Origin of the sequence: Alicyclobacillus macrosporangiidus CPP55 (assembly GCF_000702485.1) — a bacterium.
In the GTDB taxonomy this organism is placed as follows: Bacteria; Bacillota; Bacilli; order Alicyclobacillales; family Alicyclobacillaceae; genus Alicyclobacillus_H; species Alicyclobacillus_H macrosporangiidus_B.
In genome coordinates this window covers 1,531,401-1,544,472 of sequence record NZ_JNIL01000001.1, presented here as the reverse complement: position 1 = coordinate 1,544,472, position 13,072 = coordinate 1,531,401, and the positions used below count along the sequence as shown (strand labels likewise).

Sequence of the window (13,072 nt, the reverse complement as noted above, 5' to 3'; positions counted from 1 at the left end):
TATACCGCCTCTGCCCATACCGCCTGCGCCATTCACGAAGGGAGCTCACGTCGGTCATGATCATCCCCGTTCCCCAAGCGGATGCAAGCACCATCGACAGCTTGCAGCAGTTGCTCGATCAGTTGCCTGTCTATCATCCCAAACGAAAGCAGATGGAAGCAGATCTGCAGAAGATGTTGAGCGGCCGAAGCGGCGAAAAGACCATCGCCTACCAGTTGGAATTTTGGTTTCGAGACGCAAAGGACGTGGTGATCGCCAACCATCTGCGGTTGGAGTTCAATGGACGTTCGGCTCAGATCGATCACGTCGTCGCCGTACCCGCCGGTCTCATGATCCTCGAGAGCAAGGCGTTGCCGGATCGCGTGCATGTCGACGAGGACGGCGCCTGGTACCGCATTCGGCGCGGCCCGAGTGGAGACGTCGAGCGCGAGGGGATGTTCAGCCCGATTGAACAGAACAGGCGCCATCTCACCGTCGCGGAGGACATCTTGACCGCCTCGGGTATCCAGCCCGTTCCCAAGCTGGCCAGCGTGATCGTGCTGCCGAATCCTAAGATGATCCTCACGGGGATGAAGCCGGCGGGGACGAGCTTGGTGCGCGCGGATCGGTTGCAGGATTTTATCGAGCGATCGCGCAAAGCGAACGGGGAAGGTGGGGCAGAGCCGCGCCGATGGGTGGAGGCGTTGCTGGCGCACCACACGCCCATCGCCATTGACGTGTTCGCGCGGTACCACATCGATCCCCGCGAAATCCGCCCACTCAATGAACGCATCGTGATCGATCAGAAAAGTGAAGAGTTTGCGTGCGCCTTCTGCACAGGACGCACTTTTGGACATCGAGATCGAAACGGTGTCCCAACTGCGGCGGCAAGATGCAGGAAAGGCGAAACCGGTACGGCCGGTTTCGCGAGTGCATCAATACCGCGGTGTGCCGGTACCGGGAGGACGGGTAGGCGCCTACTCCTCCGTCCCGCTCTTGCGCAGCAATTGACGGATGGGCGCCAGGGAGATCGGCGGCAGGTTCACTGTGAGATTCGACTTCCACCCTTGGCGAGCCTTGGGATGGCGTGTGCGCATCAGGCCCCGCACCACACAAGTGCCCGGCTCGTCCGCAGCGGTGACGGGTACTTCGATCTGGCGCGCCAACCGCGAGACGACGCGCTCCATGTGGGCGCCGCCGCCTGTGAGGACCACGCCGTGATCGAGGATGTCGCCCACGAGCTCGGGCGGACAGGCTTCGATGGCTTCCCGGATCAGGTGGACGATCCGCTCGGTGTACGCGTCGATTACCTGCTCCACAAGGGCGCGGGGGACCTGCAAGGTGCCCGGCAGCCCGGTCTCCAGGTTGCGTCCCCGCACCTCGAAGGTCGCCTCAGGGGTGGCCTGGCTGGCCCTGCGTTTCAGCTGTTCCGCCGAGGGTAGGCCGATGAGAAACGAGTATTGCCTGCGCAACAAATCGACGATCTCGCTGTCGATGGCTTGTCCACCGCTGCGGACGGTCCGGCTGTCGACGATGCCACCCATGGACAGCAGCGCAGCCTCGGTCGATCCCCCGCCCATCAGCACGACCAGGCAACCGGTGGGCCGATCGATGGGCAGCTGGGCGCCGATGGCCGCCGCTATGGACGATTCCACAAATCGAACCTCGCGTGCGCCTGCGGCCCGCGCGGCTTCGTCCAACGCCTTCCGGTCCACCTGGCTCTGGTTTGACGGCACGGCGAGGGTGATGGTCAGGCGCCGGCCCATGCCGTTCGCTCCCAGCTGCCGAACGGCGTGACGGATGACGGCGACGGCGGCATCGAAGTCGTGGACCACCCCGCCGTCCACCGGGCGCACCAGCCGGATGGCGTCCGGGTGGCGCCCGATCATCGCCTCGGCATTCTTGCCGATCACGGTCGGCCCCGCGTCCGGGATGGCGACCACGGCGGGCTCGTCCACGAACGGCCCCTCCGCATTCCCCCTGTGGTCCATCCAACCCGCTCGGACATTCGACGTTCCCAGGTCGATGCAGACGTGCATGGCCCACTCACCTTCCTTTATTTCATAGATTCGGTTACCGGTCTGGGATGTCGGGGGTCGATCCGGAAAATGGCGGAAGGTGGAAACGGCGGACGGACGGACGTGCAGGGGAGGCGGTGGCCTGCAAGCGTGGCGCTGCCCACACCGACGCAGCCGCGGGTGGGGCGCCGCCCAGAGCGGCGGCCCGCGGCGCCAAACGGGAGAAGCGGCGCCCGAGGATGGACGCCGCGCCCGACCAGCACCCGCGGGAACCGGCCTCTCGCGGCTCCGGCCTAACTGGCGGAGCTGCGCGCGAGGGTGTGGAGGCGGGCGAGATCGAGATTCCCACCGCTCAGGATGACGGCGACGCGCCGCCCGACGGCTGGCACCTGCCCGCCGAGAAGAGCGGCGACGCCCGCGGCACCGGCGCCTTCCACCAGCAGCTTGGTGCGCTCAAGCAGGAACAGGATGGCGTTGCGGATGGCGTCGTCCGTCACGGTCACCATGTCGTCGGCCAGCTGCCGGATGATGGCCATCGGGAGCTCGCCGGGGGCCTTTACCATGAGCCCGTCGGCGAGAGACTGCGGGGCATCGAGGTGGACGGGGACCCCGGTGTGGAACGCCTGGACGGCCGCGTTCGATCCCGCCGGCTGCACGCCCACCACGCGCACCTGGGGGTGTCGCGATTTCACCGCGATCGCGATGCCGGCCATCAGCCCGCCCCCGCCGACGGGGACGATGAGGGTGTCGATCGCGGGATCGTCCTCGAGGATCTCGAGGCCGATCGTGCCTTGGCCTGCGATGACGGCGGGATCGTCAAAAGCGTGGACGAACGTCCGTCCTTCGCCGGCGAGCTGCCGGGCGTACTGGTACGACTCGTCGTAGTTTTGGCCGACGAGCCGGACCTCGGCGCCGTAGCCCCGGGTTGCGGTGATCTTTGTGGCGGGGGCGTGCTCGGGCATGACCACGGTGCAGGGCACGCCGAAGTGGGCGGCGGCCAGGGCGACGCCCTGGGCGTGGTTACCGGCGGAGGCGGTGACGATGCCGCGCTGCCGCTGGGCTTCCGTGAGTGTGGCGACCTTGTGGAAGGCGCCGCGGAGTTTGAACGCGCCGGTGCGCTGCAGGTTCTCGAGTTTGAGGTAGACCTGCCCGCCGGTCAGGCGGCTGAGCGTGCGACTGTGCGTCAACGGAGTGCGGTGGGCGACGCCTCGCAGGACCTCGCGGGCGGCGACAATGTCTTCATAAGTTACCGGCCATTTCTCTCCTCGGGTCAAATCCCCAACGAAACCACTCCTCTTTGTGTTTGGGTGTTGTGTGCGGGTGTCTGTCTTTGGACGGGTGACCGGGATTTCAAAATGTAAAAGCCTCCCGCCCGAAGGGGCGGGAGACTCCCGTGGTACCACCCTTATTCCGATGCGATCGCGCTGGCATCCGGAAAACAAAGCGACGGGTGCCAGACGATGCTTCGGCGCTCAGCGGCGCAGCGCGGATCCACGCGATGTCCCGCGGGTCAACGCGGTGCGCCTGTCCGGTTAACGGCGGACGGCCGGGGAGGCTTACTGGGCCACCGGGGAGACGAAGACGCGCGATCGCGCAGCCGATCGCAGTCTGGCGAGGCCGTTCAGCTCCCGTCTCCGAGGGGATTTTCCGCGCGAGGTGTTCATCGGCTCGCACCGGCCGCCGACTCTCTGGGAACGGGCCTTCGGTGTACTCTTCCTCGTCATCGACAGAAGATTTCCATTTGAGAACAATGTACCCGATAGGCGGCGCGATCGCAAGGGGTATTGCGTCCGGGGGGGCGTCAACCCTTGACGCCGAGGGCCGTCGCGGCGATCCCGATGTACTCCTTCAACGCGGTGGCGCTGACGGACAAGGCGGACGCCGACGGGAGCCACGGGAGATCGAAGTCGCCGGTGACGTGCTTCGCCAGGTACCCGGTGGGGTACGGCAGGACGGAGATGCCTTGGCGCTGGAAGTCCATGACGGCACGCCGCATGTGGTAGGCAGAGGTGACCAGGATGGGCCGCTGCAGATGGTGCGCCGTGAGGATGGGTTTTGTGAAGGCCGCGTTCTCTTGGGTGTTGCGGCTGCGCGGGTCGGTATAAATCTCGCTTGCAGGGACGCCGAGGTCCACGAGTTGGCGCTCGGCGACGTCGGCTTCGGCCAGAGGTTGGCCGCCGGCGGTGTACAGGGGACCGGCGGAGATGATGATGGGCGCATGGAGCTGACGGTACAGTCGGGCGGTGGTGAGGAGGCGGTTGGCGGAGTCCCCGAGCAGGTTGCCGCGGCCGTCGCCGTCGGGCGCGTCCAAGACCACCCCGCCGCCGAGCATGACGATGGCGTCGCCGTGCAGTTGGGACGGGGCGGGCTGGGGGTAGGCGGATTCGAGCGGATCGATCAACGCGTTCGCCACGGATTGCGTGGAGAGGGCATAGACGATGGCGGCGATGGCGACCGTGGCTCCGGCGAGGGGGCGCTGCCGGCGGCGGTGCAGGGCCACGGCGAGGGCGAGCAGGAGCATGACGAACAGGCCCGGGGGCAGGATGAAGGCTTCGACGATCTTGATGAGGGTGAACACGGGCGGCACCTCCATGGGGGATTGTAGCACGAAGGGAGGAGGGTGCGTGATCGGGGACCTGGGGGGCGGGGCGTCGGCCCGGGCCTAGTGCACGTTAAAGCCAAGAACTTACTTATCGTCGACGGCAAGGGTATCGGTAGTAAACGAATCAACTTTATTGTGGCTTGAACCAGGGAGATAGGAACGAAAATATGGCTATCGTGTCGTGGCGGGCGCCGGGGAGAGGGGGTTACGTTCGAAACGGTTGTTATCGTGACCCGATCGGGCCTGGGTAAAGCAAAAGGAGTTTTTATCGCAGGACCGAGACCGATGGTTAACCTAAAAACAGATGGTATCCCTCCAGGAGGGCGACTGAATGGCCGCCCTCTACATTTCCCTCCGCGCCACCTGCCAGATCATCGAATCCGTGAGCATTTCCACCGGCGCGCGATCGTCCGTGAGCAGCATGCCTCTGGTGATGGCCGACCCACTCACGTCTCGCAATCCGCCTTCCCATTCCTCCCGGATCGCGGCCAGCGGGCTGTTCTCGGGAATCGCCTGCAGGGAAGCCGGCTGAAGCGCATCGTTGCTTCCGATCACGATGTAATTGTACGCGCCCCGCGCCTTCATGACGTACAGGTGCGGGAAGACCGCTCCGACAGTGCGTTCCATGGACAGGAGCAACGGGGAGTCGGGCGACACGGCGTTCACGTTGAGCGCCACCAGTCCGCGCGGGGTGAGTACCGACCGGACCTCCTCGAAAAACTCCCGCGTGCTCAGGTGGAACGGGATATAGATTTGCTGAGAGTAGGCGTCGACGATGGCGACGTCGTACCGCTTCCCGGCGGCGGCCGCCTGCCGGACATAGGCGCGCGCGTCTTGGTGGACGATGTGGGCATCGTCCGGGGTGAGCCCGAAGTACCGGTAGTCCAGCGGGATGACGTCGCCGTCAATCTCCACGCCGGTGATGTTGAGGTTGGGGAATCGATCGCGATCGTACACGTTCATCAGATGCGGAATGGTTCCCCCCGCCGACCCGAGGACCAGCACCGTCGGCCCGGGGTCCGCAGCAGAGGCCGCAGGGGTCGCGGCCGACGCAGCCCCTGGAACCTCTTCCGGCGCGGCAGGCCACGCCTCCGCCCCTTCCGGCTCCCCGTTTCCCCGGCCCGCCACCAAATCCGGCAATACGAGGTAGTCGTCGTAGTAGTCGCCGTCATGGAGGGCGTCGCCCGGGCGGCGGAGGGACTGGATGCCGCCCCCCTCGTTGTAGACAAGGGCGATGGCGCCGTCGGGATCCTGCTCCACCTGCACATGCTGGTACAGGGTGTCCTTCGCGTACAGAACCTGGCCACCCGTGTGAGACGGGGCGGAGGAGGGCAGCGCCAGGGCGACGATCGCGGGCACGGCGGTGCCGCTGGCGCCGACCCAGCGCCAGGCGGTGCGGCCGAGGCCAACCGCGCTGACGAGAATCAACAGCGCCGCCCACAGCCACAGGGTGGCGCGGGTGCCGAGAAACGGGATGGTGCCGAATGCGGTACCGAAGGTGCCGAGGAGGCTTCCGGCGGTGGAGAAGGCGTACAGGTTGCCCGCCGCCTTCCCGACCTCGCTCGGGTCCGCCTGGACGAGCCGGATGGCAAACGGGCTCACCATCGCCAGGAGCAGGACCGGCGGTGCGAACACGAGCAGGATGGCGGCGAACGAGACGACGATCACGCTGACCGGCGTCCCCAGGATCCCGCCCGACATGCGGGCGAACATGGCTTGGCCAAAGGCCGGCAGGAGGGCGGACCAGAGGCCGGCGGCCAGCGTGATCGACATCAGGAGGCGCGGATGCGGCCGCCGGTCCGCCACTCGGCCTCCCATCCAGTAGCCGATGGACATGCACAGCAGGATCAGCCCGATGATGTTCGCCCAGACCATCATGGAGGTCCCGAAGTAGGGCGCGACGAAGCGGGAGGCGGCCAGCTCCAACGCCATCACGGCGGCGCCGGTGATGGTGACGTAAACATATAGGAACGATTTGGGCAGGTGCATGCTTGGTGTCTCCTCTCCCGGGTCCGCGCCTCCGGCCGGGGCATCGTGCGGCTCGGATGCGGCCGGTGGCGCGTGCTGGGCACCCGCGCCGCACGGGCCGCGCAGTGCCCGGGACGATGGGGCGCACACGGGAGAGGATTCGTCGTCAGGCGTCCAGTTCCTCTTCGACCATGTCCTTGTTGGACAACCGTTCGATGGCCATCTCTTTCAACTTGAACTTCTGGATCTTGCGGGTGCCGGTCATCGGCCACTCGTCCGGCTGCATGAACCAGACGTGGCGCGGCACCTTGAACTTCGCGAGCCGCTCCATGCACCAGTGAATGATCTCGCGGCGCGTGCACGTCTCTCCGGGCTTCAGTTCGATGAAGGCGGCCCCCGTCTCGGTGGTCAGTTTGTCGGGGACGCCGACGACGTACGCCTGGGCCACCTTCGGGTGCTTGGTGATGACATCCTCCACCTCTTTCGGTGCGACGTTCTCCCCGGAGACCTTGTACACGTCCTTGCTGCGTCCGAGGAACTCGAAGTAGCCGTCCGGGTGGATGCGGCCGAGATCGCCCGTGCGGAACCAGCCGTCCTTGTCGATGGCCAGGGCCGTCTCCTCGGGGTTGTTGTAGTAGCCGCGGGTGACGGTGTTGCCGCGGGCGCACAGCTCGCCGACGGAGCCCGGCGGAAGGTCCTCAAGGGTGTGCGGATCGATCACCTTGTACTCCACGTTCGCCCCGCCGAACTCGGGCAGCCCGGTGACGCCGGCTGGCTTGATGCGCCCGACGCGGGTGACGACGATCTCGATGGGATCGCCCACCTCCGTGTGGACCGTGGAGGCAGTGACCTCCGTTCCTCCGTAGGCGGTGCAGATCTCCGTCACGCCCAGCACCTCCACCGCCCGCTCCCAGACAGGAACCGGTGCGGGCGCGGCGGCGCACATCAGGGCGAACAGGTTGGGCAGTTGGAAGTTCTTCACCTCCGGGTGGTTGACGATCGCCACCAACATAGACGGTACGCACAGAAAGTCGTTGGCCTCGAACCGCTCCATCAGCTGCAGGCTGAGGAGGGGCGAGAAGTCACGGCAGGTGATGACGCATCCGCCGACAAACGATGCGGCGAGCAGGCCCTCTTCGAACGCGAACACGTGGTACATGGGCAGCGCCGTGAAGATGCGCCGGCCGTCCTCGATGGCGCGGCTGAGGCAGGTGGAGTAGGCGCACCGCAGGAACATGTCGTGGGTCAACATGACCCCTTTGGGCAGGCCGGTCGATCCGGAGGTATAGATGATATACGCCACTTCATCGGGATACTCGGAGGCACGCCAGCGGGCGGTGACCTCGTCGTCGCTCACCGTGTTGGCGCGGGCGAGGAAGTCTGCCCAGGGCTCGAATCCCTCCGGAAGGGGGGGGGCATCCTTCGATCCGCCGGCTCCCGAGGCATTCGGGATGCAGACGACACCTTTCATCATCTTGTCCGGCCCGATCGGGCGATGGGCGAGGATGCGGGCGACGGCTTCGGCGTGGTGGATGCCCGACGCGGTCTGGTGCATCAAGAGCCAGTTGGTGTCGGACTGCTGGAGGATATAGGCCAGCTCGTCCTCCCGCAGCATGGTGTTGATGGGGATGCACACCGCACCGACCAGCGAAATGGCGATGGCGGTGAAGACAAACTCCGGGTCGTTGGCCATCAGGACGGCCACGTGCTGGCGGCGGCGCACACCGAGAGAGAGAAGGGATTTGGCGATCCGCCAGGCCTCCTGCCACACCTGCGCGTAGGTGAACGCTGCGTCGGGGGTGATGAGGAACGGCCGCTCCGCATAGCGTTGGCATTGTACGTGAAAGTGGCTCGCGAACGTGTGCCTCGGCCAGACGGGGTACTGCGACTCCAGGGCTTGGCGCCGCTCCTGCGGCGTGGGGATCGGTCGTGTCATGTCGATCGCCTCCTGTGCGGGCTCGGTCTGCCCGTGTGCGATAGGGTCTGCCTATCATTCTACCGGATGCGCCGTAGTACAGGGAATATTCGAACATGGGCGGGGACACCGGCCTTGGGCGCAACAAACAATATAGAATATATTCATAATACCTTGATAATTCCGTTGAAAAACGCACCGCCTAAGGTTACAATCAAAGCGGAATGAACATTCACTACGCAACGTATACATGGGCTTGGGTGAAGAGTTGCGAGGAGAGGTCAGAACCTCCCCGAGGAGCGTTGTAATGCACAAAGAGATTGAAAGCGATATCAAAAACGTGCAACTGTTGGCGGAGCGCAGGGCGATCCTGTGCCGTGTGGCGGCCAGGCTCTTTCGCAAGAAAGGGTACGATCGCACCACCATCCCGGAGATCGCGCAGGAGGCCGGCATGAGCGTGGGCTCCATTTACCGGTATGTGAAAAAGAAAGAGGATATCATCTATTTGCTCTACCGCGAAGCGGTCAGCCAATTGGAGCAGAACGTCTACAACGTGTGCGCCGCGGAGCTGCCCCCGTTTGAAAAACTGTTTTCCTTCATCAGCCGCTACTATCGCTTCATCGACGACAACCGCGACGCCCTCCATGTCGGGCTTCGCGACATGAACCTGTTTGAAGGTTTCCGGGAGACGCTGCAAAAACAGGAGTCCCAGACCTTACGGTGCATCGAATCCATCCTGCAGGAGGGGATCGAGCAAGGTGTCTTCGCGCCGGTTCGCGTCCCGCTGCTCGCCTACAACATCATCATGCTGGGCCACATGTGGGTTATGCGTTCTTACCGGCTGAAGGGCATGACCATCGACGAGTACATCGCGCAACAGTACGACTTCATCCAACGGATTCTGACGCCCGGACCGATGGGGACGCCGCAACCAGAGGCGGAGGAGCCCCAGAGATGACCGGCGCGTGCAGGAAATGACCATTTCGAAAGGGGTTGGAGCGAATGGGACGATTGGATGGCAGAGTGGCCGTGGTGACTGGGTCGGCCCGCGGGATTGGGGCTGCGACGGCGAAGCGGCTCGCGGCGGACGGCGCCAAGGTGGGCGTCTTCGATCTCTCGGAGGAGGACACCTTGGAGACGGTGAACGCGATCCGGGAAGCGGGGGGTGAGGCCGTGGGGATCGGGTGCGACGTCTCGAACGCCGCCCAGGTGGAGGAGGCCTTCGAACGGGTCGCATCGGCGCTTGGCGCGCCCGTCATCCTCGTCAATAACGCCGGAATCATCCGGGACAATCTCCTGTTCAAGATGTCGGAGGACGACTGGGACCGGGTGATGGACGTCCACTTGAAAGGCAGCTTCCTGTGCAGCCGGGCGGCGCAGCGGTACATGGTCGAGCGGCGCTACGGCAAGATCGTCAATCTCAGCAGCACGTCGGCGCTCGGCAATCGGGGACAGGCGAACTATTCCGCCGCGAAGGCAGGCCTGCAGGGATTCACCAAGACGCTCGCCATCGAGCTGGGGCCGTTTGGGATCAACGTGAATGCCGTCGCCCCGGGATTCATCGTGACCGAGATGACGAGGCAGACCGCCCAGCGCATCGGGGTGGATTTCGAGGAGAACCAGAAGCGGGCGGCGGAGCGGATCCCCCTGCGGCGCGTCGGGCAGCCGGAGGATGTGGCGAATGTGATCGCGTTCTTGGTCAGCGACGACGCCAGCTATGTCTCCGGGCAGGTGATCTACGTCAACGGCGGGAGCCGCTGAACGCTCTCCCGTACAGCACACGTGGGAGACGTCCCAACGATGCCAGGATATGTTTTCAAAATCTTTTTGATTCGGAGGGGTGCTTGTGGACTTCACCTTGACGGAAGAACAAAAGATGGTGCAGCGGACGATCCGCGAGTTTATCGAGAAGGAGGTCATGCCGTACGAACCGCAGGTGCTGCGGAATGAACGCGAAGGCAGGCCGGGATTGTCGCGAAGCGAGATTCGAGAGTTGCAGCTGAAGGCGAAACGGTTGGGGTTCTGGGGCATCAACACCCCCGAGGAATACGGCGGTGCGAACCTCGGGCCGGTGATGACCGCGTTGATCCAGATGGAGGTGGGACGGACGTTCGTTCCCTTCCAGTTCGGCGGGTCGGCGGACAACATTCTCTACGCGTGCAATGAGGAGCAGAAGAAGCGGTACCTGATCCCGGTGATCAATGGGGAACGCCGTTCCTGCTTCGCTCTCACGGAGCCAGGCGCGGGATCGGACGCGGCCAACATCCGGATGTCGGCCGTGAAGGACGGCAAGTACTGGGTGCTCAACGGAGAGAAGATCTTCATCACCAACGGCAACGAGGCGGACTTTGCCATGGTATTCGCCGTCACGGACAAGGAGAAGGGGGCGCGGGGCGGCGTCACCTGCTTCCTGGTCGACCGGGAAATGGGCTGGCGGTCGGAGCCCATCCACACGATGGGCGAGTGGTCGCCGGCCTCATTGATCTTCGAGAATGTGCGGGTCCCCGAAGAGAACGTCCTCGGCGAGGTGGGCAAGGGGTTTGACCTCGCGATGAAATGGATCGGGCAAGGGCGATGGGTCATTCCGGCCCGCGGGATCGGGGCCGCCGAACGCCTCTTGCAGATGGCCATCGATCACGCCAAGATGCGCGTCACCTTCGGCAAACCGATCGCGGAGCGGCAGGCCATCCAGTGGATGATCGCCGACTCGGCGGTGGAAATCGAGGCCACGCGGTGGCTGGTGCTGCGCGCGGCATGGTTGGCGGAGCGCGGGCAGGACAACCGGCACGCTGCCTCGATGGCGAAACTGTACGGTGCGAACATGGCCAACCGCGTCTGCGATCGCGTGCTTCAGATCCACGGCGGCATGGGGTACACCAAGGAGTTGCCGATTGAGCGCTGGTACCGGGAGATGCGGGTATGGCGCATCTTCGAGGGCACCGACGAGATTCAGCGGTTCATCATCGCCCGCAATCTGCTGAAAGGCTATGTGAAAATCGGCGAACTGATGGACTGAGAAGAGGTGACGGGCATGAAATCGGAACGGGTCGCCGCCATCGTCGGCGTAGCCGAATCCGACCTGGGTGAGACACCTGGAAAGACGGTTTTGCAACTGCAGGCGCAGGCCGCGAAAGCGGCCCTTGAGGACGCGGGATTGACGAAGGACGACGTGGACGCCGTGTTCACGGCCGGGAACTGGGCGTGGTCTCCGACCATGATGCTGGCGGAATACCTGGGGATCCGGCCCCGATTCACGGATGGCACCAACATCGGCGGGTCTTCGTTCGAAGCCCACGTGGGCCACGCCGCGGCGGGGATCCGGGCCGGTTTGTTCGAGGTCGCGCTGGTGACGTACGGGAGCACGCAGCGATCGGATCGCAGCCGCCGACGGCCGCCGGCTTCCCCTCAGTTGACCGCGCAGTACGAGTTGCCCTACGGTTTGCCCACCCCCGTCGGCGCGTACGCACTGGCTGCCATGCGGCACATGCACCAGTACGGCACCACCTCCGAGCAGTTGGCGGAGATCGCCGTCGCCACGAGAAAGTGGGCCATGTTGAACGAGAAGGCCATGATGCGGGAACCCATCACCATTGAGGATGTGCTCCGTTCCCGGTGGATCGCGGAGCCGTTGCATCTGCTCGACTGCTGCCTGGTGACGGACGGGGGCGGCGCCGTCGTGATCGCGTCGGCACGCAAGGCGCCGCTGGCGGCCAAGCCTCCGGTGTGGGTGCTCGGGCACGGGGAGACGCACACGCACAACACCATTGTGAACATGCCCGACCTGACGGTGACCGGGGCCAGAGAGAGCGGACGGCGCGCCTTCGAGATGGCCGGCGTCACACATGATGAGCTCGACGTGGTCGAGATCTACGATTCCTTCACCATCACGGTGCTGCTGACCCTGGAGGCCCTCGGCTTCTGCGAACCGGGGGAAGGGGGTGCCTTCGTCAGCGGTCAACGCACGGCGCCCGGAGGGGACTTCCCGATGAACACCAACGGGGGCGGATTGTCCTACTGCCATCCGGGGATGTACGGGATCTTTCTGCTCATCGAGGCGGTGCGCCAGCTGCGCGGAGAATGCGGCCCGCGCCAGGTCCCCGGTGCGCGGCTGGCACTCGTACACGGAACAGGGGGCGTGCTGTCCTCCACGGCGACGGTGATTTTGGGGAGGGATTGACGTGCCGAATCCTTGGCCGAAACCTGAGGTGGATGGGGACTCGCGGCCTTTCTGGGAAGGGTTGAACCAGGGCGAGCTCCGGATCCAGCGTTGTGAAGACTGCGAGCGCCACATCTTCTACCCGCGATCCATTTGCCCTCATTGTTTCTCCGACCGCGTTCGTTGGGTGTTGGCGAGCGGACGCGGCCGCATCTACTCCTACACCGTGGTGCACCGGGCGCAGGGCCCGTTTGCGGAAGAGGCCCCCTACGTCGTGGCCATCGTCGAATTGGAGGAAGGTGTCCGGATGATGAGCCGAATCGTGGGGCCGCGGGAAGAGGTGGCCGTCGAAAAGCCGGTGCGGGTGGTCTTCACGCGTGTGGACGATGAACTCATCCTCCCGTTTTTCGAAGTGTTGAAAGAGGGGTGAAACG

Annotated in this window: 10 protein-coding genes and 1 pseudogene; 6 read left to right on the top strand and 5 right to left on the bottom strand. The window is 64.8% G+C overall.

Annotated elements, in window-relative coordinates; all coding sequences use genetic code 11:
- Nucleotides 1–56 precede the first annotated feature (56 nt).
- A pseudogene (locus N687_RS25435) lies at nucleotides 57–482 on the top strand (nuclease-related domain-containing protein); the annotation flags it as partial.
- 474 nt (nucleotides 483–956) lie between these two features.
- Here N687_RS25435 and N687_RS0107840 read toward each other — a convergent pair.
- The 5 genes from N687_RS0107840 to N687_RS0107820 all read right to left on the bottom strand — a co-directional run bounded on the left by N687_RS0107840 (nucleotide 957) and on the right by N687_RS0107820 (nucleotide 8,503).
- Complete coding sequence (locus N687_RS0107840; RefSeq protein ID WP_051663049.1) at nucleotides 957–2,018, bottom strand: rod shape-determining protein; 1,062 nt, start codon at nucleotides 2,016–2,018, stop codon at nucleotides 957–959.
- 272 nt (nucleotides 2,019–2,290) lie between these two features.
- The gene (gene ilvA / locus N687_RS0107835; protein ID WP_197029237.1) at nucleotides 2,291–3,400 is read right to left on the bottom strand and encodes a threonine ammonia-lyase; all 1,110 of its coding nucleotides are present in this window, start codon (nucleotides 3,398–3,400) and stop codon (nucleotides 2,291–2,293) included.
- Nucleotides 3,401–3,798: 398 nt separating this feature from the next.
- Entirely contained in the window at nucleotides 3,799–4,575 is a 777-nt protein-coding gene (locus N687_RS0107830) for a YdcF family protein (protein WP_051663048.1), read from the bottom strand.
- Between the two features lie 366 nt (nucleotides 4,576–4,941).
- Nucleotides 4,942–6,588 carry a spermidine synthase gene (locus tag N687_RS0107825; protein ID WP_029421328.1) on the bottom strand — a complete coding sequence of 549 codons (1,647 nt, stop codon included), beginning with the start codon at nucleotides 6,586–6,588 and terminating at the stop codon, nucleotides 4,942–4,944.
- A 145-nt stretch (nucleotides 6,589–6,733) separates the two neighbouring features.
- Entirely contained in the window at nucleotides 6,734–8,503 is a 1,770-nt protein-coding gene (locus N687_RS0107820) for a class I adenylate-forming enzyme family protein (RefSeq protein ID WP_029421327.1), read from the bottom strand.
- A gap of 286 nt (nucleotides 8,504–8,789) precedes the next feature.
- Between N687_RS0107820 and N687_RS0107815 the strand changes: the two genes are divergently transcribed.
- From N687_RS0107815 to N687_RS0107795, 5 genes are all read left to right on the top strand, one after another.
- Entirely contained in the window at nucleotides 8,790–9,440 is a 651-nt protein-coding gene (locus N687_RS0107815) for a TetR/AcrR family transcriptional regulator (RefSeq protein ID WP_029421326.1), read from the top strand.
- A gap of 44 nt (nucleotides 9,441–9,484) precedes the next feature.
- Nucleotides 9,485–10,243 (top strand): beta-ketoacyl-ACP reductase, encoded by a 759-nt coding sequence (locus N687_RS0107810; protein WP_029421325.1) that lies wholly within the window; start codon nucleotides 9,485–9,487, stop codon nucleotides 10,241–10,243.
- Between the two features lie 85 nt (nucleotides 10,244–10,328).
- Nucleotides 10,329–11,498, top strand: a complete 1,170-nt coding sequence (locus N687_RS0107805) for an acyl-CoA dehydrogenase family protein (RefSeq protein ID WP_029421324.1) — start codon at nucleotides 10,329–10,331, stop codon at nucleotides 11,496–11,498.
- A 15-nt stretch (nucleotides 11,499–11,513) separates the two neighbouring features.
- On the top strand, nucleotides 11,514–12,659 hold the full coding sequence (locus tag N687_RS0107800; RefSeq protein WP_029421323.1) for an acetyl-CoA acetyltransferase: 1,146 nt from the start codon (nucleotides 11,514–11,516) through the stop codon (nucleotides 12,657–12,659).
- A gap of 1 nt (nucleotide 12,660) precedes the next feature.
- Nucleotides 12,661–13,068, top strand: a complete 408-nt coding sequence (locus tag N687_RS0107795; RefSeq protein WP_029421322.1) for a Zn-ribbon domain-containing OB-fold protein — start codon at nucleotides 12,661–12,663, stop codon at nucleotides 13,066–13,068.
- The last annotated feature ends 4 nt before the right edge of the window (nucleotides 13,069–13,072 follow it).

Coding starts and splice junctions, on each gene's coding strand:
- N687_RS0107810 (WP_029421325.1), top strand. CDS start 9,485: ATGGGACGATTGGATGGCAGAGTGGCCGTGGTGACTGGGTCGGCCCGC.
- N687_RS0107800 (WP_029421323.1), top strand. CDS start 11,514: ATGAAATCGGAACGGGTCGCCGCCATCGTCGGCGTAGCCGAATCCGAC.
- N687_RS0107820 (WP_029421327.1), bottom strand. CDS start 8,503: ATGACACGACCGATCCCCACGCCGCAGGAGCGGCGCCAAGCCCTGGAG.
- N687_RS0107825 (WP_029421328.1), bottom strand. CDS start 6,588: ATGCACCTGCCCAAATCGTTCCTATATGTTTACGTCACCATCACCGGC.
- N687_RS0107840 (WP_051663049.1), bottom strand. CDS start 2,018: ATGCACGTCTGCATCGACCTGGGAACGTCGAATGTCCGAGCGGGTTGG.
- N687_RS0107815 (WP_029421326.1), top strand. CDS start 8,790: ATGCACAAAGAGATTGAAAGCGATATCAAAAACGTGCAACTGTTGGCG.